Source organism: Mesorhizobium calcicola, assembly GCF_042682105.1.
Taxonomy (GTDB): Bacteria; Pseudomonadota; Alphaproteobacteria; order Rhizobiales; family Rhizobiaceae; genus Mesorhizobium; species Mesorhizobium calcicola.
This window is the reverse complement of the sequence record NZ_JBHUGY010000031.1, coordinates 309,162-333,541: the sequence shown is the minus strand read 5'-3', so window position 1 is coordinate 333,541 and position 24,380 is coordinate 309,162. Positions and strand designations below refer to the sequence as shown.

The window sequence follows — 24,380 nt, the reverse complement described above, 5'->3', positions numbered from 1 at the left end:
GGCATTCCTTTCTTGCACGGCCAGAGTATTCCGTCGGCCAGATCATTGCAAATCCAATCTTTCAGCCGCCAATTGCGGCATGTTGAGCAAGCCTCAGAAACCACGCCGGAAATAGGCCAATGCCGATGGTGGCGGCAGCGGTGAAGGCGAGTGTGGCGCCGACCGCGGGCGTCAGTGCCGGGTCGAACACGCCCTCCGGCTCGCGCATGTAGATCACCATCACGATGCGGATGTAGAAGTAGGCGGCAACGGCGCTCAGCAGCACCGCGATCACCGCCAGCATGACGAAACCCCGCTCGACCAGCGCGACCAGCACGTAGAACTTGGCGAAGAACCCAGCTGTCGGCGGAATGCCGGCCAACGAGAACAGATAAAGCAGCATCAGAAGCGCCAGCCCGCGATGCGACTTGGCAAAACCGGCGTAGTCCTCGATGACCTCGCCCGAGAAATCGCCGTTCCGCATCATGATGACGATGCCGAAGATGCCGAGATTCATGAACGCATAGATCAGCAAATAGAGCATCACGCTGGCGACCCCGTCCGCACCGCCGGCCGCCACGCCGAACATGGCGAACCCGGCATGGGCGATGCTGGAATAGGCCAACAGGCGCTTGAAATTGTCCTGCACCAGCGCCACGAAACTGCCGAGCGCCATCGTCACTGCTGCAATAACCGCGACGATGATCCAGACGTTCGAGGCTGCGACCAGTGGGTTGAGGAACACCCGCAGGATCACAGCGAACCCCGCTGCCTTGGGTCCCACCGACATGAAGGCGGTGATCGTCGTCGGCGCGCCTTCATAGACGTCCGGCACCCACATATGGAATGGCACCGCGCCGACCTTGAATACCAGCCCCGCGACGATAAAAACCACAGCCAGGAGCAATCCGGGATCGAGCGGATCACCGGTCACCGCCTTGGCCATCCCGTCCAACTGCGTCGTGCCGGTGAGCCCGTAGATCAGCGAAACGCCGTAAAGGAAAATCCCGGTCGAGACCCCGCCAAGGATCACGTATTTCAGCGCCGCTTCGTTCGACCGCCGCTGCTGCCGCAGGAAGCCGGTCAGCACATAAGTGCAGAGCACCATCAGTTCGAGGCCTACGTAGATCGACAGGAGGTCGGTCGCCGAGGCCATGATCATCATACCCGAAAGCGCCAAGAGCAGCAGTACATAGTATTCACTGCTCCCGATCCCTTCGATCTCGGCATATTTTCGCGAAAGAAGGAATGTCAGAACCGTGACCAGGTAGAACACGACCTTGAAGAAGACCGCAAAGCGGTCAACGACGAACATGCCCGAGTAGGCCGGCCGCACCTCGCCCGCCAGCATGAGTGTCCCCAAGGCGGCAATCAGCACGACCGCGATTGAAGCCCAGACAAGGAATTGTTGCTGCCCCTTCCGTACCAACTGCCCCAGGATCAGCAGGATGCAGGCCCCGGTAACCACGACGATCTCGGGCAGGCTCGCCAGAGTCGACTGGAAAAGCGCGGCGGCGGTCATTGGGCGCCCCCCTTACCGTGCACCTGCGCTAGTAGATGCTCCACCGAGGCGTCGATGATCTCGAGAAAGGGCTTCGGATAGAGCCCGATCCAAATAACGAAGAAGGCGAGCGGCAGGATTGCCGCCATTTCGCGGGCGTTCACGTCGCGGATCTTGAACCGCATGCCGATGCTGGCCGGCCCAAGCGCGACTTTCCTGTACATGCCAAGCAGATAGGCCGCTCCCAGCAAGGCGCCCAGAACGGCGGCAGCGCCGACAGCCAGGTTGGCTGCGAACGCGCCTGACAGCACCAACAATTCGCCCACGAACGAATTCGTTCCCGGCAGCGCCATCGACGACAGGGCGAATAGGGCAAGAAACACCGTATAGACCGGCGCCACCTTCATCAGCCCGCCATAATCCGCGATGCTGCGGGTATGGGTCCGCTCGTAGATAAGGCCCACGGACAGGAACAACGCGCCCGTCGTTACGCCATGATTGAACATCTGCAGGATGCCGCCCTCGAGCCCACGAAGGTTCAGCGTGAAAATCCCCAGCGTCACCAAGCCCATGTGGCTGATGCTGGAATAGGCCACTAGCTTCTTCAGATCGTCCTGCGCCAAGGCGAGCAACCCGCCATAGACGATAGCGACCGCCGAAAGGACCAGCATCAGCGTCGAATAATGCACCGTCGCCTCAGGCAGCATTGGCAGCGAGAACCGCAGGAACCCGTAGGCGCCCATCTTCAGGAGCACGGCGGCGAGGATGATGCTGCCGGCCGTCGGTGCCTGCACATGGGCGTCCGGCAGCCAAGTATGGACCGGGACCATCGGAACCTTGACCGCGAAGGCTATCAGGAAGGCGAAGAACAGCCATGACTGGACCTGGAGCGGCAAATCCTGCGCCATCAGGGTGCGGATGTCGAAGGTCTCGCCACCATGGAAATAGAGCACGATGACACCGATCAGGAACATGAGGCTGCCTGCCAGTGTGTAGAGGAAGAACTTGAAAGCTGCGTAGACCCGGCCGTCGCCACCCCAGACGCCAATGATCAGATACATCGGAATCAGCATCGCCTCCCAGAAGACGTAGAACAGGAACAGGTCCAGTGCGCAGAACACGCCCAGCATCAGCGCCTGCATGGCCAGCAGGCTGACCATGAACTCTTTCACCTTGCGGTCGATCGCAACCCAGGAGGCAAGCACGCTGATCCAGCCCAACAGCGCGGTCAGGAACACGAAGGGTGCGCTGATCCCGTCGATGCCAAGTGTGTAGGTGATCCCTAGCGCGGGCACCCACGGGCGCGTCTCGGTGAACTGCATCTCGTGGGTAGAAGTGTCAAAGCCGCCGAGCATGGCGATGCAAAGCACGAAGTCGAGGACAGTGACACCCAGTGCCATCCACCGCACCACATCGTCGTTGCGGACAAACATCAGCGCCGCTGCCCCGACGGCTGGCGTGAACACGATGAGGCTAAGCAAAGGGATCGTCATCGCGCCCCCTACCGCCACGCCACAGCGAATACGGCGATAGCCGCGATCACACCAGCAATCATCGCCAGCGCGTAATGGGTCACGACGCCGCTCTGGAGCCGCCGCAGCGCGCCCCCGCTGCGCAGGATCGCGCGAGCGACGGCGTTCACGAGGGCGTCCACGCCGCGCAGGTCGATCCGCAGTCCTGCCCGTGCCATGCCGTGCAGAAAAGGCAGCGCCGCGGTCTCGGACACGTCACTCACCGCCTTCTCGTAGCGCGCCAGCGGGTTTTCGGCGAGCCACATGAAGCGCCGCGCGCCCATGCGGTAGAACCAGTCGGTATCGATGCTGATCGTATTCTCGGGGTCGAGCGCCCTGAGGAAGATGACGAAGCCCAAGGCGGTGAACATCAGCACGCCGAGGCTCTCGGTGATATGGATGCCGGTGTAGGGATCGAAGTCGACCGGATGGGGCAGAAGCGCGTAGAGCGTCTGGGGGAACACCCCGATCGCAATGCAGAGCACCGCTGCCATACCCATCGCAATCAGCATGTTGCGCGGCGGCTCTCGCGCTTCCAGCCCCTGGTCCGTGCCGAAAAACATGTAGTACGGGAGCTTGAGCCCGGTGTGCAGGAACGTCCCTGACGACGCCATTGTCAGCGCCAGCACCACCAGCGCGCGATGATCCTGTCCGGCGGCGGCCACCACCATCGACTTGGTGACGAAGCCTGAGAAGAACGGGAATGCCGAGATCGCCAAGGCACCAACCATGTAGAGCGCAAGGGTTACCGGCATGGTTTTGTAGAGCCCTCCGAGTTCGGTGAGCTTGCGCCGCCCGGTGACGTGGATCACCGCCCCCGCGCCCATGAAGAGGAGCGCCTTGTAAAGGATATGCGCGAAGGCATGGCTGACGGCGCCGTTCACCGCCATCTCGGTCCCGATGCCTATGCCCGCCACCATGTAGCCCACCTGACTGACGATGTGATAAGCCAAGAGCCGCCGGCAATCGTTCTCCAGCACCGCGTAGATAACGCCGTAAAGCGCCATCACAGTGCCGAGCCAGACAAGAAGATCGGTCCCCGGAAACGCCCGCGCCAGCACATAGACGGCGGTCTTCGTGGTGAAGGCGCTCATGAATACGGCCCCGGTGACTGTCGCTTCCGGGTAGGCGTCGGTCAGCCAGGCGTTGAGTGGCGGCACCGCGGCGTTGAGTAGGAAGCCGGCAAGGATCAGGCAGGTGGCGAAGCCAAGCCCGTCCTCGATCGGGCCGAAGAGCACCGAACCGGTGGCGAACCCGTGGAGAATGATGCCGCCGAGCAGGGCAACGCTGCCTGTGATATGGACCATGAGGTAGCGGAACCCTGCGCGGAGCGCCTGCTCGCTGCGCTGGGCAAAGACCAGGTAGGCAGAGGCAAACGTCATACCCTCCCAGAACAGGAAGAGGGTCAGGTAGTCGCCGGCGAACACTACCCCGAGCGCGCTGCCGACGTAGACGAACGCCGCCACATGCTGGCCTGCGTGCGTCAGATGCAACGCATAGACCGTGCCGATCAATGCCATGATGCTGAAAACAGTGGCGAAGAGGACACTCAGCTTGTCGACCTTCGCGATCATGATTTGCTGCCCGATGAACCGCGCCGCGCCGTAGCCGCCAGGATGCATCGTCAGCACGGCCAGGATCGCCAGCGTTGGGATCAGCAGCACATAGGCCTTGCGGACAGACCCTTTCAGGATGGGGATCGGCAGTGCGCCGAGAATGAACAGCAGACCGGGGTGGACGAAGTCAGTCATAATAGTCCTCGCGCCGCATCAGCCCGCACTTATGGCCGAGAAACTTGGACACGAAGATCAGAAGCACGCAGGAGCCGAAGCCGTAGAGGGCAGACCAGCCGGGCAGCCGCTCCCACAGGTATTCGGCGTGTTCGCGGAAGACCAGAAAGTCGGCGATGACGATCAGGACGAGCACCAGGTAAAATAGCCGGCGACGCTTTTTCGCATGTCTCTCATCGCCAAAGAAATCGACGACGCGCTTGATCATCTGACGACTCTTTCCGCCAGGGCGAGGAAATAGTCCGGGAAGATGCCCATCGCCACCGACAGGATGGCGGTCGCGACCAGCGGGACCGTCAACATCGGAATTTCACGAACGGTCGCCGGGCTCTCCTGCGCCTCCGTCCCGAAGAAGGCGACATAGCTGATCGGGAGGAAATAGGCGGCGTTCAAGACCGAACTTGCCAGGAGCACGATAAGGAACGGGGTCTCTCCGGCCTCCACCGAGCCGAGCGCCAGATACCACTTGCTGATGAAGCCCGCAGTCGGCGGCACCCCGATCATGCTGAGCGAGCCGACGAAGAACGCCCCCATCGTCCAGGGCAGCCTGCGGCCGATGCCGGCCATGTCGCTGATGTTCCGCTTGCCAGATGCGCAGTAGATCGACCCGGCGCAAAAAAAGAGCGTGATCTTCGAGAATGCATGGGCCGCGATGTGGATGATCCCGCCGACCATCCCGACGGGCGACAGCAGAACCGCGCCCAGCACGATGTAGGAGAGTTGGCTGACCGTCGAATAGGCGAGCCGTGCCTTTAGGTCGTCCCGCGTCAGGGCGTAGATGGACGCCATCACGATCGTGAACGAGACGACATAGGCCGTGGCGATGCCGAGCCCCAGCCCGCCCACCAGCCCTGCGCCGAAGATGTGGAACACGACGCGCAGCACGCAGAACACACCCATCTTGACGACGGCCACCGCATGCAAGAGGGCGCTAACCGGTGTCGGCGCCACCATCGCGGCAGGCAGCCAGGCGTGCATCGGCATCACCGCGGCCTTGGCGAAGCCGAAGAGATAGCAGAAATAGACGACGGTCAGCAGCGGTGCCGAGGCGTCGACCCCCGCCAGCAGCCCCCCCGGTACAAAGTCGAGTGACCCCGCAATGCTGTAAGTTAACGCCAGCGCGGCCAGAAGCACGCTTTTCGACGCGCCCATCAAATAGACGAGGTATTTGCGGCTGCCCGTCCATCCCTGCTCGTCCTCGTGGTGGTAGACAAGCGGATAGGTAACGAGGCTCAGCACCTCGTAGAAGATCACCAACGTAAACAGATTGGCGGCAAAGGCGCCCCCGGCGGCGGCAGCCAGGCTGGCGGCGAAGCAGGCGAAGAATCGGGTCTGCGCATGCTCATTCAAGTGCCGCATGTAGCCAATGGAATAGATCGACGCCACGATCCACAGCAGCGACGAGACGGTGGCAAACACCATGCCGAGCGCATCGACACGGAAAGCGAAGTCGATCCCCGGCAGAATCTCGAACAGGCGCAAATCGACTGTCCCGCCCGCCAGCACCGTGGGCGCCATCGAGGCGACAATTGCGAACATGGTCAACGCGGCCAACGGCGAGACGGCATCGCGGAGCTTCACGCGCTTGTTTAGAAGGAGAACTGCAAGGGCCGCCAGAAGTGCGACGGCAACGGCAAGCAGCGGCCGGATCGATATCACCGGCTATCCTTTCATCATGCTCACTTCATCGACCTTGAGGGTGGACTTGTTCCTCGCAAGGGCGACTAAGATGCCGAGGGCAACGGCAACCTCCGCCGCAGTGATCGCGATGACGAAAATTGCGAAAATCTGCCCGCGGTAGTCGTCGTAGTAATGTCCGAAAGCGATGAAATTGACGTTGACTGAGTTGAGCAGCAGTTCCAGCGACATCAACACGACCAGGATATTGCGTCTGAGCAGTACGCCCGCCGCTCCGATCACGAACAGGACCACTCCGAGCACGATATACCACCAGAGCGGCACCATCACTGCGGCTCCTTACGCGCCAGCACGATGGCACCTACCAGGGCCGCCAGCAGGATGATGGAGGCGACTTCAAACGGCAGGAGATAGTCAGCGAAAAGCGTCGTGCTGAGTTGCCTGACCTCACCGTCCGTGCGCATTGCAACGGGCTCCGCGACAGAAAATCGGTCGCTCCTGAGCACCAGCACAAGCATCTCGACCCCAAGCAGGGCGAGCAGCACCAGAACAGGCAGGTTGCTGCCCGGCAAGAACCGCTGCAACACCGCTTCGCGCACATCGATCATCATGATCACGAATAGGAACAGGACCATGATCGCGCCGACATAGACGAAAATTTGGATGACAGCGAGCAACGGCGCCTCGAGCAAGACGAAGATCGCCGATATCTGTAGGAAACACGCCATCAGCGCCAATGCGCTGTGAACCGGATTGCGCGCCAGGACCAAGGTCAGAGCCGCGACTACGGACGCCGCAGCGAACAGAAGAAAGAACCCCTGATCCATCGACGCCGCTCCTCCGACGCGAACTGTCACGCGACGCGACAGGGCCGGACTTGAGATAGCTGTCCACTTCCGTTCACAAATTGTGCCCGAGTATCGGATTTTTCACAAGCTTATCGTGGTTTAGTGCTGCGCTAAACTCACTACTCATATTTGAGAGAGAAGCGCGCCAGCTCAATTTCCGGGTTACCTCGGAAGAGTTGGGTGTCGATCAGGGTGCTGTTGCCTCGACAAACACTAGGCTTGGAAGAGGCGCTGACATCAAACGGTTTGCCAGGGTGGGGCGCTCATCGCGCGGCAGTGGCGCACCTTCGTCGTTCAATCCGATGGCCGTGAGCATCGCGCAAGCCTTCGCTTGCATTCGCACAAGTCCATTGCGGCGAGGCCGTACGGAACATACGGGAAGATTTGAAATGGGGAATTGATTAGATCGGTTGGTCTGATGCATAGGCCGAGGCACCCCAACGGACATGCTCAGCTAGAGCACGTCCGGTTTAATCTGGGTCATAACCTGCGGCCTTGAAGTAGTTCTGGCATTCGGCTGGGGTGAAGAGGTCGACGAGCGATCCGACGGCGGTCCACAGGGCTGTGATTGTCCTCTCGGCTTTGGCCCGCATAAGAGCCTTGAGTTTTGAGAAGGCGTTTTCGATCGGATTGAAGTCGGGGCTGTAGGGCGGCAGGAACATGAGCCTCGCGCCGGTTGTCTCGATTGCATCGCGAACGCCGGCGGCCTTGTGGGCGGGAAGGTTGTCCATCACGACGATGTCGCCCTCCGACAGGGTCGGGACCAGCACCTGCTCGACATAGGCCAGGAATACGTTGCCGTTCATGGCGCCGTCATAGACGAACGGGGCGGTCATGCCCGTCAGCCGCAGTGCGCCGGTGAAGGTGGTGGTTTTCCAATGGCCGTGCGGCACGCCCGCCCGGCAACGCTCACCGCATGGCGCACGGCCCCGCAGCCGGGCCATCTTGGTCGATAGTCCAGTTTCATCGATGAACACCAGCTTTGCCGGATCGAGATCGAGTTGGCCGTCGAACCACGCACGACGGCGCTTCAGGATGTCGGGACGATCCTGCTCCAGTGCATGTGCGGACTTTTTTTGAACGTCCAGCCGTGCCGGCCAAGCCAGGCGCTTAAGGCGCTGCGACTGATCCGAGCCGATCGCTCGACCGCCAGCCGCTCTACCATCTCGTTCAGCGTGATGTCCTTGCGCTCATCGATCAACCCCACGATGAAGGCTTTATGCGCATCGAGGCTGGACGCGCGTCGACGGCCTTGCGGCCGCGGCGTCCGCTCGCCGATCTTCGCCCGTGCGATCCACCGGATTGCACTCGATATGCCGACGCCGAACCGCGCCGCCGCCTGCCGGGCAGACATGCCCGCGTCCGAAGCCTTCAAGACCCGCGATCGAAGATCGTCGCTCAGTGCTCTTCCCATCATCCACCTCATCAAAGTGGATGTTGAATCACCCGCGAAGCCCGACGTCACATCACAATCGATTCATTGATCGCGGGACGTGCTCTAGGTGAGGGATGGATCATGACCGCGGAAGGTCCAAAGCGAATTGAGAACTCGTCCATGGCTGCGCCGGACGCTGGCGGAGTGATTAGGCTTTCCGTTCGCGACTCTCAGGCGTTCGTTCGGGCGTTCTCGAAGCCGACTACGATGAGCGTTCGGGAACCGGCAGGCGTCGCACGCAATCACCCTAGACTAGACGCTGTGTGGCGACCCGGCGAGGACTTCGGCGACCGGGATACTGCCTGGACGAGGGGGGTCTTCTCTGCTCTCGCCCGCTTCCGCGAAGGCGTCTACGTCAACTTCCTCGGCGGCGACGAGGATCCCGACCGGGTCCGTGAGGCGTACGGCGATTCCGTCTACGACCGACTGGTGGACGTGAAGACCACGTACGACCCCTACAACGTCTTCCACCATAACCAGAACATCCGCCCCGGTACCACGCGCGTTAGCGGGACCTTCAGGGCGCGTCCTCATTGATGCCCAGTTGTCGGGACGGCGCAGCAGAATCCGTTGGGAGGGCTCGTCGGGGCGCGATTTCGGGAGATGGCAATGTCGCCGGGACGCGCGCGGGGGCGCTCAGCAAATGAGCGTCCACGCGCGATGCGCGGAAAGCCGTGCTGTGACAGGCGGGTGTCTCAGCTTTCCTACTCCGTTGTGCTGGCTTTTTTTCTGCGCCGATTGGTGTGCGACTGCGCGACGGCCATTTTTAACTCGGGTGTGATCTCCTCCAGTGGTGCACCCTCCGCCCCATGTGGGTTCTGCAGCCCCTGGACATGGACGGTCGGGAATGGGAGTTCGATGCCCTGCTCCTTGAAGACTTGGCGCAGGCGTACATAGAATTTGCGTTTCATGCCGAAGGCGCCTCCCGGTCTGGTTGTCGCCTTGACCCTCAATACGATGCCGTACTCGCCGAACTCCTGTACGCCCTGCATCTTGATCGGTTCGAGCACCCAATGTTTGAACTCGGGATCTTCCGCCAGTTCGAGGCCGATCCGCTTGATCAGCTTGCGAGCGAAGTCGATATCGGTGTCATAGCCAACGGTGATGTTGAATTTGTCGATAACCCAATCACGGCTCTGGTTCTGGACGGCACCGAGTTCACCGAAAGGTATTGTGAATAGCGGGCCACGATGGTGGCGCAGCTTCACGGAGCGCAGCGAAAAGCTTTCCACGGTACCCTTGTAATTGCCCGAGGAAATATATTCGCCGACACGAAACGCATCATCGAGCAGAAAAAACACGCCTGAAATGACGTCCTTGACGACGGTTTGTGCGCCAAAGCCCACTGCGACGCCGACGACGCCAGCGCCGGCGATCAGTGGGCCGATCTGGATACCCATAGAGGCGAGCATCATCAGCACCGCCATCACGACGATCAATGCGAGCAGCATGTTCTGGAGGATCGGCAAGAGCGTGTGCAGCCGCGCCTGCTGCGGATCGAGGATCGGGACGTCCTCGTCGCTGATCACAGGGTGCGGTACTTCGATGCCCAGCTTTCGTTCGATCAAAGCCTTGATGATCGACCAGCCGAAATCGGCTGCGAGGGCAATGACCACGACATTGATCAAGCCGCGCAATATGAACGTCGTCGTCGTATCGCTGTCCCGCATGGATTGCATGTTCAGACCCCCGGCACGCGCGAGAAAGTAAGCCGCCGCCAGGATCAAAATCATCCGGATTCCGCGATCGATGACAGCGATCGTCACCGCCGGGATCGTGGGCCGACCGAGATCTTCCGAACCCGGCCGCAGGACGAAATTAACCCCGCGCTGCGTCAGCACGATTGCAAAAGGCAGGAAGAATGCGGCGAAGGTAAACCAGAAGTATATATAAAGGCCGGCGACGCGCTGCAGGAACAGGACGACGAAATAAGCAGTCAACAACCATGTCGCTTCCGTGTGACCGCTGTGGCGCGCACTGTCTCGCTGCGTTCTTGGCCGCCGCCAGATGGCAAGCAGCAAGAGCGACAGCAGTACGAAATCGGCGCCCAGTGACAGGACCACCATTCCGTCCTGATCGATGCCGAGGCCCGGCAAGAGGATAAACGCGGCGCCGAAAAAGGCGAAGACGCCGACGATCCGGGGTAACCAATAGGACCAATGGTCAGCCACTTCGTTGGTGATCGGCAAACCACGAACCTCGACGGCATTCTCAACCTTCATGAAGGAAGGGACGAGCATGGCCATGACGTACATGCGCACACCCCAAGTAACGACCGCCGCCATCAGAAATGTCAGTACAATCTCGCGGATAAGCATTGGCCAGTCGAACAACATGAACGCGCCGGCGCTGCCCAGTGCGAACGAGACGATCAGCATGTTGGAATAAAGCAGGCGGCCACCAATCTTCTTGGCTCGCCCGATTGGCGTATCCTTCGGTTGCGCGATAATCCAAAGACGAAATGGACGGGTCAGCTTGTACGTCGCCCAGGTCAGCGCGAGGCCGGCAGCGATGAACATCGCAATCAGCATAAATACGCTGGTAGACCCCTTGCTGGACATGTCCTGCATGGTCTCTGCCCGAACGCGCGCGAACTGGCCTGGCAGCAAGGGCAAAGTTTGAACGATTCTTTCGATATGACGCTTGATCCGATCGAGCGTCGAGGATGCCATCGTATTCATCTGGGCTGGTGCGACCACGGCGTCGGACGATGCCTCGGCCGGCGAAGCTCCTGCCTCGGCAGGCGCTCCCGTTGACCCTGCGTCCTGATTTCGTTGTTCGGCCACCCAGGCCTTCACTGACGGATCGTCGAGAAGCTCGAATAGCTGTTTGACCCTTTCAGGCGGGACGGTCGCCGGCGCCTGTGCCTGTGCCTGACCAGCCAACAAGAGGGCGATCCCAAAGACGAGCGGCCTGGCAATCAGGACAAACATTGCGGTCAGATCCCCGAGACGTCGTGCCGGGCGCGCCAGATTCCTGGCTCCCAGTCGTCGAATCATGAGTGGCATCGTGCTGTACCCTTCCGGTCAAAATCGGCAAGCAACGACATCTATGTCCGCCGTTTGCTCCTACCTTGGACAAGCCGATGTTGTGGTGCAAGACTTCATCGTTCCGAGCTAGACCGTTGAGCCGGGTACTTGGCGGTGTTTGTTAGCCGCCGGGGCAGGGCATTCCGACCTCGGCCTCCGGCCGTTCCATGAACTGGGCATCCGTGATGCCGGGCGTAGAACGCCCGGCACCAGGATCCCAGACCCATACTACCAGGGCATGAGCGCTTGCCATTCAGCCTGTCTTCAAGTCTTTTTTGGCCGTCTCTAATTCGCCCCGATCTTGACAGAGCGGTGCTGCCGTCCGATGCCGTCATCCGTTTTGATATTCGCCGACTCTTGCCGAAGAAAACGAAAGCTCGATGGCCCAGGACAATGCTACCGTAGGCGGTTTGGTACCGATGTTCGATGCCGAGCAAACTATAGGCGCAACGCTTGCCGGCATTCGCCGGCAGGACCGTCTCCTTTGGCAGGAAATCGCCGGCTCGGCTTCGGGACTCTTGTCCTGCCTTCGAACCAGGCGCGGGTAAGACGGCGTGGCGCATAATCCCTTGGTTTCAATCGTGGTTCCTGCGCACAACGCGGAGGTAACGCTGGCGCGCGCACTCGATTGCCTTCTCGATCAGGAAATAGTGGATTGGGAGGCGATCGTCGTCGACGACGCCTCCACGGACCGTACCCCGGCGATCATCGCCGGTTATGTGGAGCACGATGCCCGATTTCGGACGTTGAGGTCCTGCGCGTATAGCGCCGCCGGCGCGCGCAATAGCGGGATTTCGACAGCGCGCGGTCACTGGCTCATGTTTCTGGATGCCGACGATTGGGTGGATGCCAGCTTCCTTGCGAAAATGCTGGCTGCACTGAAAACCGCTCCCGATGCCGTGGCCGCCTATTGCGGTTCTCGGCGCGTGATGCCCAATGGCGAACTCACCCCGTCGAGCATTTCGCCCGAGGTTGCGATCCAGCCCTTCGAAACATTCGCCCGCCAGTGTGCCATTCGCACTCACGCGCTGCTGGTCGACCGGAAGACAATTGTCGAGTTGGGCGGTTTTGATGTGTCACTGCGCACCTGCGAGGACTGGGATCTGTGGCAACGCCTCGCACGTCTAGGCAAACGTTGGGTCATGGTCGACGAGGCGCTCGCTTTCTATCGGATCAGCCCCAACTCGCTCTCCCGCAATTCGACGCAGATGGTGGCAGATGCGGAAATCGTGATCGCCCGCGGCTTTTCTCCCGATCCCAGGGTCAAACACCCAGCATCGGCTCACGCCAATGGAGCGATCGAGGCGAACGGCCGCGCCGCTTCCGAAGCACTCGCGTGGTTCGCGTTGTGGAACGCCGCGTCGGATTGCGGCCGCGGCTCGCGCTCGATCAACCCGCAGTCCCTGCGCGCGCTCCCGGCAGGACGCAAGTGGGCGCGTGAGATCGCCAAGGTGCTCTTCGATGGCCTTATGGTAGGAAGCCTATCGGTGCCAGCGCAATTGGCTGCCAGGTGGGACAGGTTCGGCGGCTCCCTCACCGAGTTGATCATCGAACTCGGCAAAGTCTGGGATGATCCCGTAGCGGGTCGCCGCACCCAGTATCACCTTGAGCAGATGCTTCTCGACTCCGACGACCTTGCCGCGCCGCGCAGACTGGCGCGGACACTCGGAATTCGCGTCGACGCTCGAAATCCGACCTCGATCGAACTTCCGGAAGGAGTCGATCAAATTTATGCCTATCTGATGATGGATGGCCAGATCGAGGCTGTCGTGCAGTTCGGCGTACTCGGGAGAGTCACAAGGCGTCATTGGATTGAATTGGCCCTGAATTTTGTGCCCCCTGAGCGGCTTGCACCGCAAAAGGGCGCAGGGTCAAACATGTTTGCAGCCGAGGCGTCGTTGTCCAGAGCGGGACGCCGGTCTGATCGGGACAGCCACTTCGGCAAACTCGCGCGATTGGCTGCGGAAGCGCAGGAGCTGGTTCGGTCGAGCGCCGAAACCACAGAACCTCTTGCAGCGCCGCGCCGTGCACGGGCCGCGGATGGGCAGGACAATGATCGCACGTCTTTCTGGAATCGCCATTTCGCGGCCGAGGATCCCTGGAACTACGGTTCGCCCTATGAGCAGGAAAAATATGAGCGGCAGCTCGAAATTCTGCCCGCCGGTCCCATCGGACGGGCGCTTGAGCTGGCCTGCGCGGAGGGCCACTTCGCGCGGCAGCTGGCGCCGCGAGTGGGCCATTTGACCGCAACTGACATCTCCGCCGTAGCCATCGGGCGGGCGCGCGCACGATGCAGCGATCAGCCGAATGTTGAGTTCGGCGTACTGGATTTCTCTGCGGACACGCTGCCGGGTGAGATGGATCTGATCGTCTGTTCGGAAGTGCTCTACTACCTGGATGATCTCGCCGAATTGCGGCGCGTCGCCAAAAAATTTGTTGAGGCGTTGGCGCCTGGCGGCAGTTTCATCAGCGCACACGCATTCGTGCTGGGTGACAATGTCGAAAGGACGGGCTTCGACTGGAACACATTCGGTGCAAAAGTGATCTCAGAGACGCTGGCAGCGACCGAAGGCCTCGTCCTCGAGCAATCGATCCAGACCGAGCTCTATAGCATAGACCGCTTCCGCCGCCTGTCACCAGACGACGTGGCGAGGGAACCGATGATTGATCATGTGCCAATCCGCGCGCCCGTCGGAATAGGGGTCGCGCGAAATATCGTCTGGGGCGGGGCGCGGGCCTTGCGCCGCGACGTGGCACGTAGCGAGCGGCGGCAGCGTATCCCTATCCTCATGTATCACAGCGTCGCCGATGATGGTCCGGCCGCGCTCGCCCGTTTTCGGTGCACGCCCGCCGCATTCGGCAGCCAGATGGCATGGCTGCGCGCCAACGGCTTTCACGCGATTGGGTCCGAGCAGCTGGAATGGTTCATCGCCAACCGTCACCCTTTCGTTGGCCGCCCAGTGCTCATCACGTTCGATGACGGCTTCCAGAACTTTGCCGATCATGCCTGGCCGACCTTGCGCAGGAACGACCTGACCGCGGAAGTGTTCCTGGTGACGGACTTGGTGGGTAAAAGTGCACAGTGGGACGCCCACAGCGGTCCGCCGACGCAGCTTATGGACGCCGGGACGGTGCGACGCCTCGCCGGCGAAGGTGCGTTCTTCGGAAGCCATCTGGCGACGCATCGCGCGATCGATGGTCTGTCGAGCTCTGACTTGGCCGCCGAACTCTTGCGCTCTCGTATGTTCATCGAACGGTGGACCGGTCGGCCAACCACGGCGTTCGCGGCACCCTTCTCTGTCACCGACCGACGGCTTGGCCGGCTGGCCAAGGAGTGCGGCTATCGGATCGGTTTCGGCGGCAGACATGGGCCGGCAGACCTCGATTGCGATCCCATCGACCTTCCGCGCATCGAGATTCGGGGGGATCGCTCGCTCGATCACTTTGTTGCCAGTGTCGAGGCCGTGCTCGAATGAACTGTGACCTTGTCAGTGTCATTGTTCCCGCTCACAATGCGCAAGATGCAATCGACGAGACGCTCCGCAGCTTGCGCTCGCAGTCCTGCAAGGGACATCGCTAGTCCAGAGGCGACAGAGCGCATTGCCAAAACCGTACATTCTGACTCGTCGAGGCCAATATCTAGATTTGTAACAAATTGGTTCCGCTTTTTGTTCAGTGTCCCGCCCGTTACCTCGTTCGCAAGTCTATTGGGCGACTTGGGACACGGCTGACATCAGCTCCTGCGGGCTTGGCGCCCCAAACATGTACCGGCCACCCTCTGGAACCTCCGTGAAGCTCCAGCGGACGATCCCCTGCCGGTCCAGCAGGAACTGACCGACCAGTTGTCCGTGTCCGGTTGCCATCATCTGCTCGTCGGCTTCGGTCAGTTCGTAGTGGTCCCTCCTGTCGAGGATTTCGCCGGCCGCCAAAGGATCCATAGGACCGGGCAACTCACCTGGCATGTCGATCCGCATATCCTTTACCGCCGCCATCGAGACCTTGTACGGCCAGTTCGTCTCGTTTTGGGTGAATTCGAGATTGGGCAGTCCAAAAGCACGATGTGAAGCGCGGTCAGGGTCGGAGGCCGCAAGCAGATTCGGCATCGGGTGGTAGCGGAAATAGAGACGCGCCCGTTCGATCGGCGTGTTGACCACCGTCAAGCTCTCCACGCCCCTTTCGCGCAGCTCCGGATCGAGCCGCGCCTGGGCGGCGATATGGCGCCGGCAAAACGCACAATGCAGACCTCGAAACAGGCCGACCAGCACCGGTTTTTGTCCACGAAAGTCGTCGAGCGCGATCTTGCCTTCCTGGGTAATGGCGTCGAGTACCAAGTTCGGCGCGCGGTCGCCCGGTTGAAGCGGTACCAAGTCACTAGGCGCGGACATTTCAACCTCCCACCCGGCTAGTCGAGAAAAGGCAGCACCACAAGCGCTTCCGGGTCGAGCCCGTGCTGGGCGCATATACCCTGCGCCAAGGAAAAGTAGCGTTCGGCCTCGGCCAGATTGTCGAGGTCGAGATTAAGCGTTGCAAGACCATCATAGCACGGAAACAGGAGTTGGGGTTCGCCCGTTTCGCGGGCTACATCCAGTGCTTCCTGGAACAAGCCGACCGCCAGTTCCGGACGGCCGTTGCACTGGTGGATCTGCCCAAGCACGATCAACGGCACAGGCAGGTGCTCGCGCTGGTCGAGCGCCCTGTCGATCTCGATGGCCTTCTCGGCAGCAGGGACGCCCTCGGTTGGGCAGCGATCCGTGAAAGTACAACAAGCGACCGCCAGATTGGCGAGGAGGCGCGCCTGGAAACCCAGATCACCAATATGGCGCGCCACTTCAAGACCGCGCCGGCAGACCTCCATCGCCTTTGCCGGATCGATGGTCGTGTAAAGCACGCCGAGATTGGTGTAGCCGCGGCAGGCCGCGCCGAGCAGACCGGCGGCTTCGGCCAATTCAATGCTACGCTCAACCTGACCCACGGCTTCACGGTTTCGCCCAAGGCGAGCCAGCGCGACAGCCTTGGTATTGAGTGCCTCGGCGGTCACAAGGGTGGCATCGCACCCTGCCTCGGAGGCACGCTCCGTCGTCAGAGCGCCGACGCAATCCAGCGCCGCGTCCGCCCATTTTGCCGCGAGAGCATGATCTCCGCTACGGAACGCCTGTCGGCCACGTTCTTGCCAGAGATGCGCCTGCTCGATCGGGGCATCCGCTCCATCGAGGAGCGCTGCCGCTTCAGCATAGCGGGATTCTGCGTTGTCGCGCTTGCCGACGTCCCACAGCAGGCGACCGATCTTGCGCAAAACGCGCGCCGAAGCGACACGATCGGCTGACTCGCGATATGCCTGCAACACCGTCTCGTAATGGTGGTGCGCGATCTCGCGGCGGCCTGCCGGGCCGCTCAAATCGGCAATGCGCTCTGCAATTGCCAGTTTGAGCGGTGTTTGCCCGGTCGCGCCCAACGCAGTCAGTGCCCGCTCGTAGAAACGAAGGGCGTCGTCGTTGGCGTAGATCATGCGAGCGCGATCGCCCGCCGCCTGCAGGTAGTGCGCGCCCTTCTCCCGCTCGGCGCTCTGTGCGAAATGATGACCGAGCACGGTCAAATCCTCGAGCCGTTCCGGCCTGTCGCCGCACAGTTGCTCCAAGGCAGCACCGACGCGGCCGTGGATGTCGGTCCGGCGTTGCAGGAGCAGATTCTGGTAGATCACGTCCTGCAGCAATGTTTGTGTAAAGCGGTAGCCTTGCGAGGAGACCGAGCCTGATCCGGCAACTTCCTCGATGATTTCCGCATCGCAAAGCAGTTCGCAGCCGGCTTCCAGCCGGCCGGGGTCGGCTGTCACGGCTTTCAGAAGGGTGGCATCGAAGCGCGGGCCGATCACCGCGGCTTCCTGGGCCAACCGGCGCACCTCTTGGGGCAGCCGGTCGACGCGGGCAAGCAACATTGCCTGGATCGTGGCGGGAATGCCGGTTGCGACCTCGCCTGCCACAGTCCGCCATCGCTGGCCCTCGCGCACCAGTACACCGCGATCGATAAGGCCGCGAACGATCTCCTCCAAAAAAAGGGGGTTGCCGCCCGCGCGCTCGAGGATCTGGTCAAGAAGCGTTCCTGCGGAGTTTACCCAGCTGTCGCCGAAAAGCGCCGCCAACAGGCTGCGTCCGTCATCACGGCTAAGCGGTGAAAGCCTGAGCGCTGTGTGACTGACCCGACTTGAGTCGAGCTGGCCGTGGTCCGGCTCCGGACGATGCGTGACCAGCAACATCAACCGCGTGCGCTCCAACCTGTCCATCACGAAACGCAGTGCCTCGAGCGACACGGCGTCGGCCCAATGCAGGTCTTCGACTACGATCAACAGCGGCGACAACGCAAGCCGCCGTTCGATGATTGTGCGGACTGCGTAGAGAATTTGCCGCCGCAGCTGCTCGGGCTCGACATGCTGCAAGGTGGCATCGGGGTCGCCAAGGCCAAGCACATGGTAGAGCAAGGGCATCAGCCGCTTCGCCTCCTCGCCCTGCAGGCCGAGATCGGTCAGCAAGCCTGCGAGCTTCCCCCGCATTTCGTCCCCATTGTCGTTCTGCATCATCCCGGCAGCACTGCGCACCACCGCGCCCAAGGCGCCAAATGATCGTTCGCCCAGCGGTGAGCACGTGGCCTGCCGCACGGCGACGTTGCGAAAACGATCCTCGTCGCCGACGCGGGCGACGAACTCCTTCACCAGCCGCGATTTCCCGATACCGGCTTCTCCAACGAGGCGGACAAGTTGGGCCGAGCCGCTGCACGCCTGGTCAAGGCTCGCCAGCATTCTATGCAGCTCCGCATCACGACCTATCATCGGCGCGCTGAGGCCGAGCGCCTCGAGCCCACGTGCCGCACGCGGCGCCGCAAGCGGTGCATCCAGCCGATGGACGAGCACACTGCCGGCCTTGCCGCGAAGCACGACATCACCCAGCGGTTCGTAGGAGAAGGCATGCCGGGTCAGCCTGTGAGTGAGCTCGCCTACCAGCACCTCACCCGGTGCGGCCAGCGATTGCAGGCGTTGCGCCGTATTCACGGTGTCACCGGTAACCGAATAGGATTTGGCGGTGCCGATGCCCAATCCGCCGGTGACGACCGGACCGGTGTTTATGCCGATGTGGAGCAACAGCGGCGAGCCGGAGTTGGGGGCGCTTTCGCCGAGCCGCGCCGTCCGGGCGATCATGTCGAGAGCGGCGCGAAGCGCACGTTCCGGATCGTCCTCATGCGCGACGGGCGCCCCGAACAAAGCGAGCAGTGCATCGCCGATGAATTTGTCGACGAAACCACCAAAGTTTCGCACGGCCGCCGTCAATTCCTTGAACAGTTCGTTCTGCAGCGCTTGCATGACCTCGGGGTCGAGCTGCTCGCTGAGTGTCGTGAAGCCGCAAAGGTCGGCGAACAGGACCGTTACCGTCCGGCGATCGGCGTCGGAGACGGGATGCGGCCCATCTTCGCTCTCAACGTTCGCAAGCAGCGACGGCGTTCGAGAAGGGGGCACGATGGTCCGGCTTGGTGTCGGAGCAGGCCGTTCGACGGCTTTTGCGGCCGCACCGACGCTTGCCCCGCATTTCGGACAGAACTCGAAATCAGGTGCGCAGGGGTAGCCGCAACTGGCGCATGGCACGGGCTGGCGCTTGCCGCACCTCGGACAGAAAGCGTATCCGCTCTCAACCTCGAAACCGCAGCCCGAGCAGTCCATCGACAAGACCTCACTAGCTGCCGTGACGGCGTGATCTCGCTACGCACGTCACGGCCAGGGTATTCACAAGGATGAACCGTTAGCCGTCGACCGGCAAGCGGCAGCGCAAATCGGCATCGAGCGATCCGTGTGGCTCCGTGGCAGGGCGCTGCCGATTCGGGCGGCTGCGTCCTTGCGAAAGTTCCCTCTTACCCTCGGTCTTCCTGCTATTGTGGGGACGAGGAGACGGACCGATGAGCGAGAATCGCAAGCTGGCCGCAATCCTGGCCGCGGATGTCGTCGGATACAGCCGGCTCGCGAGCGCGGACGAAGATCGTACTTTGGCGAGGTTGCGGGCCCTGCGCAGCGACCTGATCGATCCGATCATCGCCGTGCACAACGGGCGGGTGATCAAGCGCACCGGGGATGGGGCGCTGGTTGAGTTCCGCAGCGTGGTGGATGCCGTGCGTTGCGCCGTTGAGGTTCAGAACGGCATGGTGGAGCGCAATGCCGGCGTACCGCAGGACCGCCGCATCGAGTTCAGGATCGGTATTCATCTGGGGGATGTCGTTGAAGAAAGCGACGGCGACCTGATGGGCGACGGCGTCAACATCGCTTCGCGTTTGGAGGGCGTCGCGGCGCCCGGCGCCATCTGCCTGTCCGAGGATGCCTATCGCCAGGTCAAGGCGAGGCTCGACCTCTCGGTCAGCGATCTCGGCAGCACGCAGCTCAAGAACATCGCCGAGCCGATCCGGATCTATGCGCTGCAAGTCGGCAGCGCCGGGACCAGAGCGGCCGCGACCCCGGAAACCGCGACGGGCCGGCCGGCGACGGCAGCGCCGCCGAAGCTGTCAATCGCCGTGCTGCCGTTCACCAACATGAGCGGTGACGCCGAACAGGACTACTTCGCCGACGGCATCTCCGAAGACATCATCACGGCGCTGTCCAAACTGTCGCAGCTCTTCGTCATCGCTCGCAATTCGTCGTTCACCTTCAAGGGCCAGAACGTCCATGTGCAGGAGGTGGGCACGAAGCTCGGCGTGCGGCATGTACTTGAGGGCAGCGTACGCAAGTCGGGGAACAGGGTGCGCATCACCGCGCAGCTCATCGATGCAACCTCGGGCGGCCATCTTTGGGCGGAGCGGTTCGACCGCGAGCTGACCGACATATTCGCCGTCCAGGACGATGTGACGCAGCAGATCGTCGGTGCGCTGGCGCTCAATCTGACCGAGGGTGACCGTCAGCGGCTGGCGCCCGAGCATCCGCGCAACGCGGAGGCGTATGACTGTTTCCTGCGGGGCCGGGAGCTGTGGCACCGGCTGACGAAGGAGACCAACGTCGCAGCCCGCGACGTCTTGCAACGTGCCATCGACCTGGACCCGAACTTTGCCTCTGCCCACGCTTTCCTCGCACTCACGCACGGACTCGATTACCTCAACAGGTGGAGTGCCTCGCCGCCGGAATCGATGGCGCAAGCGGAAGAGGTCGCAACGCGAGCGGTAACGCTGGATGGCAGCGATCCCTGGGCGCACTGGGCGCTGGCTATAGCCAAGCTGTACACACGACAGCACGATGGGGCCATCGACGAGGCCGAGCGCGCGATCGTCCTCAATCCGAACTTCGCGGAAGGGCACGTCATCCTCGGCGAGGCGCTGTGCTATTCGGGCAGACCCGAGGAGGCCCTCGAGAGTTTCGCCCGGGCGAAGACCTTGAATCCATACTTTCCAGATGTGCTTCTGCATTTCCAGGCTTTGGCGGCGTTCCAAATGGGAAGGTACGAAGAAGCCGTTGACCTCTTGCTGCAACGGCTGGCTCGCAACGCTGTCACCGACGTCTCGCGCGCGCTTCTGGCCGCCTGCTACGGCCATCTCAGCCGTTTCGCCGAGGCCCGCGCGGCATGGCAGGAGGTGCTTCGCCTCAATCCCGACTATTCGCTGGAATACCGTCGCAAGGTCTTGCCCTACAAGAACCCTGCCGATTTCGAACTCGTGGTGGACGGGCTCCGCAAGGCCGGTGTCGTGCAATGACAGATAAGGCCATGTCAGGTCGCCTTGATCCCTGACTGGCCGATCTTGCGCCATCGGGCGTTTTCGCGAACCAGTTTCAGGTCGTCGGTCGTCTCGGCAAATGTCCGCAATCGGTATTGCCGGAGCAGGTCCGGGAAGAGCGCTCCTTCCGGCAGGCCTGCAAGCTGCTCGCGGACCGAGATCTTTTCATCGATGACGCGCATGCCCCAGGCATTTTCCCGAACCTGCAGCTCCGCAGCCAGATCGCGCTCTTCCGGCGCGTTTTCGTCCAGCGCCGCCAGCAGGATCGAGTGGAAAAGCGCTACATAGCCAATCTGTCTCAGGCCGCCCACAACCCGCACCCGCGGCAATATGGCAAGGACGAGGAACGTCAGGAACAAGTTCGGCAGCAGCACGCCGTCCAGCAGCGCCTGCTTGAGATGCGGCCGCTCGAACGGGATGGAAAGACCATGCGGCCTGTCAGGCTCGATCAGGTGCCCGTTATCGAGGACGAGCTTGCGCACGCGCTCCTCGCGGATGCCCCAGAAATAGGCCGTGGTATTGGGCAGGAATCGGCCAAATGGGCTCGATGCGGCGTCTTGCAAGGCATGTTCGAGACGCTGGCGTCTTGCGGGCTCGATAAGCAGCCTGGAAAGAAGGCTGCCGTCATATTCCAGATGCCGCGCCACGGCAGCCGCGGCGAGCCGATCATCGATGAAAACCGGCAGGGCCATGCCGGAACGATCCCAATCGGCGACCAGATCCTCGTTGAGGGCTGTCAGCGCATCGGCGGCGGTTCCAAACACCTTGTCCTGACTGGCAAGCAGTGTGCCCAGCCAGCGGCTGGCATCCGTTTCATCGCCCACCGCTTCGAGCGCGCGCCTGTTGAGGGAGACGGGACCGGCCACGCAGGCGCTCTTGCGGCACAGTTTGTGGCGGCCCATGCCAAACAGGTTGACCTTGTCGTCGCCGACATCGAGCCATCCCGGCCCCTCCCGGCCAATTGTCTCCATGGTCATCGTCGTTCCCATGAAGCCGAAGAAGGCCGACAGCCCGTTTTCGACCGCGCCCAGCCAGGCAAGCAGGAGGGCATCGAAGGTGATGCGGTCCATCAGAAGCAGGCAGTGCAGGCCGGACTGAATCACCGGTCTGTGCTCGAACTCTTCGAGGGCCTTGCCGATCTCTTCAGGCTGCATCATCGCGCCAAGGCGCTGGTGCAGGACTTCGCGCAGGATCGAACGGGCAGCGATCGCCGGGCCCGATGCAGGCCTTGCCACCGGCCGCCACAGATGGCGGGCGTAGTCGGAAACCGGTGCATTCCAGTTCTGCTCGATGTCACACACGACTTCCGGGCAGAGCAGCGACAGTACAGCCAGAATTTCCGCCGGAGGCGTAGGGGTTGGGTCAAAGACGGCGGTCATTGGTCCCGTCTAGCCGCTTGCGGTGCAAACGCCAAGGGAGACCAGACTTGCTGGATGCGGCCAAACAGCGGATCTCAGAACCGCAGCCGGGCCATGCTCAGGAGGTCGTGGTACTGCCCGTTGGTAAAACCGGCCTTCACATGCCGACCTTCCACCTCGAAGCCATGGCTTGTGTAGAGACGGATGGCCGGTTCGTTGTCGGCATAGACGGTCAATTCGACCCGCTTCAGGGCGCGCCAGTTGTCGGCCACGTCAAGCAGCGCGCCAAGTATCGCAGAGCCGATGCCCTTGCCGACAAAGGCATCGTCAAGGCCGATATTGATCTCGCCGATATGCGAACGGCGCGGCGAACCCTGCACGACCAGGCTGCCATGGCCGACGACCTTGCCGTCCAACTCCGCAACGATCCAGGTGGTTTCCTGGCCGGACTTGGCAATGCGCCGCTCCACCTGCTCCACCATCTCGAAGGGCATCCTGAGCGTGCCCCAGCGGAAGCCTGGCATATTGAAGATGGCGCAAAGCGCCTCCGCATCGCTTGGCCGGACGGCGCGGAGCTGCGGCTGGATTTTGTCGGAGGATGGCGAGGTCGTGCTGGTCATGGCGTTCCTGGCGAAGGCAATCGGCCTGGCACGATGCACCGGACGTCACCTGAAAATCCAGCCGTCTCAGCAACCTATGATGCCGATTGCGAGCTAAAATACCGGGAGGCGGCGTAGAGTTTGAAGGCGCCGCTGATGCCGATCCAGCCGAAAAGGGCGAGCCAGCACAATGTCCCGGTCGCCGTCCAGTCGATCCGGTGCACCGCAGCGTCGGTGATGACGAGGCCAAGGATGGCAAGCAGGCCAACCAGAAACTGCGCCAAGCCGAGCACCAGCAGTTCCTCGCGCGGCGCGCTTCTCCAGACGAGATATATGCCGCCCGCACCGGCGAGGAAGATGGCGCTGTAGACCTGAGCGTGGAAGGCATCGACCGGCCATGGCCAGATGCTGCTGAATGTCAGGGGAAACAGCAACAGGCCGACGCCATAGAGCCCGAGGATCGCCAATTCCACCGGCATGTAGCCGCGCCATGCGGGGTTTAAGGTCACGCCTTTTGCAGAAGGACGGGCCCTGGCCCGCCACAGGAACAGCCCGGATACCGCGACCGAAGCAAGATAGACCAAAAACCACAGCCAGGGCGCTTTGCGCCCGAAGTTGAAATAGCCGAGATTGATGAACGAAGCCACCGACACGATGATGGTGAAGATGAAGGCCATGACGAGCACGAGCCTGCCGGGCGACCAGCGGTTCCAGAACAGCAGCGCCGCCATCACGACCATTTCGGCGGTGTAGAAGCCGCCGAGGAAGCGGGCATTGAACGGCGTGACGGCCCAAGGCCAGCCCGGCTTGACCAGCACAGGCGCGAAGAACAGGCCGGCGCCTACGATCAGGACGATGATGACCGCCACAGAAAAAAGGCGCAGGGCCGCGGGAAATGGCGGGTTGCTGGATGTCGGCATGGGAGAGAGCCCCAAGGCTGAATGCCCCATGCACCATCATAGT

General features: G+C 61.9%; 17 protein-coding genes. 3 read left to right on the top strand and 14 right to left on the bottom strand.

What is annotated here, in order from left to right; genetic code table 11:
• Positions 1 to 61: 61 nt before the first annotated feature.
• The 8 genes from ACFSQT_RS21390 to ACFSQT_RS21355 form a co-directional block, all read right to left on the bottom strand.
• A complete protein-coding gene (locus ACFSQT_RS21390; RefSeq protein WP_379021825.1) occupies positions 62 to 1,501 on the bottom strand; it encodes an NADH-quinone oxidoreductase subunit N in 1,440 nt (479 codons plus the stop codon).
• Positions 1,498 to 2,973, bottom strand: a complete 1,476-nt coding sequence (locus ACFSQT_RS21385; protein ID WP_379021823.1) for an NADH-quinone oxidoreductase subunit M — start codon at positions 2,971 to 2,973, stop codon at positions 1,498 to 1,500. The genes ACFSQT_RS21390 and ACFSQT_RS21385 overlap by 4 nt, the downstream gene beginning before the upstream one ends.
• An 8-nt stretch (positions 2,974 to 2,981) precedes the next feature.
• Positions 2,982 to 4,742 carry a Na(+)/H(+) antiporter subunit D gene (locus ACFSQT_RS21380; protein ID WP_379021821.1) on the bottom strand — a complete coding sequence of 587 codons (1,761 nt, stop codon included), beginning with the start codon at positions 4,740 to 4,742 and terminating at the stop codon, positions 2,982 to 2,984.
• The gene (locus tag ACFSQT_RS21375) at positions 4,735 to 4,989 is read right to left on the bottom strand and encodes a hypothetical protein (RefSeq protein ID WP_379021819.1); all 255 of its coding nucleotides are present in this window, start codon (positions 4,987 to 4,989) and stop codon (positions 4,735 to 4,737) included. The genes ACFSQT_RS21380 and ACFSQT_RS21375 overlap by 8 nt, the downstream gene beginning before the upstream one ends.
• On the bottom strand, positions 4,986 to 6,440 hold the full coding sequence (locus ACFSQT_RS21370) for a monovalent cation/H+ antiporter subunit D family protein (RefSeq protein WP_379021817.1): 1,455 nt from the start codon (positions 6,438 to 6,440) through the stop codon (positions 4,986 to 4,988). Before ACFSQT_RS21370 ends, ACFSQT_RS21375 begins: the two co-directional genes overlap by 4 nt.
• 3 nt (positions 6,441 to 6,443) lie before the next feature.
• Complete coding sequence (gene nuoK / locus ACFSQT_RS21365) at positions 6,444 to 6,746, bottom strand: NADH-quinone oxidoreductase subunit NuoK (protein ID WP_379021815.1); 303 nt, start codon at positions 6,744 to 6,746, stop codon at positions 6,444 to 6,446.
• A complete protein-coding gene (locus tag ACFSQT_RS21360) occupies positions 6,746 to 7,246 on the bottom strand; it encodes an NADH-quinone oxidoreductase subunit J family protein (protein ID WP_379021813.1) in 501 nt (166 codons plus the stop codon). The genes nuoK and ACFSQT_RS21360 overlap by 1 nt, the downstream gene beginning before the upstream one ends.
• Positions 7,247 to 7,737: 491 nt before the next feature.
• A protein-coding gene (locus ACFSQT_RS21355) for an IS630 family transposase (RefSeq protein ID WP_379018015.1) occupies positions 7,738 to 8,681 on the bottom strand; the annotation gives its coding sequence in 2 pieces (ribosomal slippage) (positions 7,738 to 8,345 and positions 8,345 to 8,681; 945 coding nt in all).
• A gap of 102 nt (positions 8,682 to 8,783) precedes the next feature.
• Between ACFSQT_RS21355 and ACFSQT_RS21350 the strand changes: the two genes are divergently transcribed.
• A complete protein-coding gene (locus tag ACFSQT_RS21350) occupies positions 8,784 to 9,239 on the top strand; it encodes a BBE domain-containing protein (RefSeq protein ID WP_379021811.1) in 456 nt (151 codons plus the stop codon).
• 167 nt (positions 9,240 to 9,406) lie between these two features.
• On the opposite strand, the gene ACFSQT_RS21345 is transcribed toward ACFSQT_RS21350, so the two are convergent.
• Positions 9,407 to 11,635, bottom strand: coding sequence for a mechanosensitive ion channel family protein (locus tag ACFSQT_RS21345; protein ID WP_379021809.1), 2,229 nt, complete (start codon positions 11,633 to 11,635; stop codon positions 9,407 to 9,409).
• Positions 11,636 to 12,285: 650 nt separating this feature from the next.
• On the opposite strand from ACFSQT_RS21345, the gene ACFSQT_RS21340 reads away from it, so the two are divergent.
• The gene (locus ACFSQT_RS21340) at positions 12,286 to 15,207 is read left to right on the top strand and encodes a glycosyltransferase (protein ID WP_379021807.1); all 2,922 of its coding nucleotides are present in this window, start codon (positions 12,286 to 12,288) and stop codon (positions 15,205 to 15,207) included.
• Positions 15,208 to 15,435: 228 nt separating this feature from the next.
• On the opposite strand, the gene ACFSQT_RS21335 is transcribed toward ACFSQT_RS21340, so the two are convergent.
• Both ACFSQT_RS21335 and ACFSQT_RS21330 read right to left on the bottom strand, forming a co-directional pair.
• Positions 15,436 to 16,116, bottom strand: coding sequence for a peroxiredoxin-like family protein (locus ACFSQT_RS21335; RefSeq protein ID WP_379021805.1), 681 nt, complete (start codon positions 16,114 to 16,116; stop codon positions 15,436 to 15,438).
• Between the two features lie 17 nt (positions 16,117 to 16,133).
• Positions 16,134 to 19,433 (bottom strand): adenylate/guanylate cyclase domain-containing protein, encoded by a 3,300-nt coding sequence (locus ACFSQT_RS21330; RefSeq protein WP_379021803.1) that lies wholly within the window; start codon positions 19,431 to 19,433, stop codon positions 16,134 to 16,136.
• A gap of 233 nt (positions 19,434 to 19,666) precedes the next feature.
• Here ACFSQT_RS21330 and ACFSQT_RS21325 point away from each other — a divergent pair, with 233 nt between their 5' ends.
• Positions 19,667 to 21,439, top strand: a complete 1,773-nt coding sequence (locus ACFSQT_RS21325; protein ID WP_379021801.1) for an adenylate/guanylate cyclase domain-containing protein — start codon at positions 19,667 to 19,669, stop codon at positions 21,437 to 21,439.
• Between the two features lie 14 nt (positions 21,440 to 21,453).
• Here ACFSQT_RS21325 and ACFSQT_RS21320 read toward each other — a convergent pair whose 3' ends face one another.
• From ACFSQT_RS21320 to ACFSQT_RS21310, 3 genes are all read right to left on the bottom strand, one after another.
• On the bottom strand, positions 21,454 to 22,839 hold the full coding sequence (locus tag ACFSQT_RS21320; RefSeq protein ID WP_379021799.1) for a hypothetical protein: 1,386 nt from the start codon (positions 22,837 to 22,839) through the stop codon (positions 21,454 to 21,456).
• Between the two features lie 74 nt (positions 22,840 to 22,913).
• Entirely contained in the window at positions 22,914 to 23,438 is a 525-nt protein-coding gene (locus ACFSQT_RS21315) for a GNAT family N-acetyltransferase (protein WP_379021797.1), read from the bottom strand.
• Between the two features lie 74 nt (positions 23,439 to 23,512).
• On the bottom strand, positions 23,513 to 24,337 hold the full coding sequence (locus tag ACFSQT_RS21310; protein WP_379021795.1) for a hypothetical protein: 825 nt from the start codon (positions 24,335 to 24,337) through the stop codon (positions 23,513 to 23,515).
• Between the last annotated feature and the right edge of the window lie 43 nt (positions 24,338 to 24,380).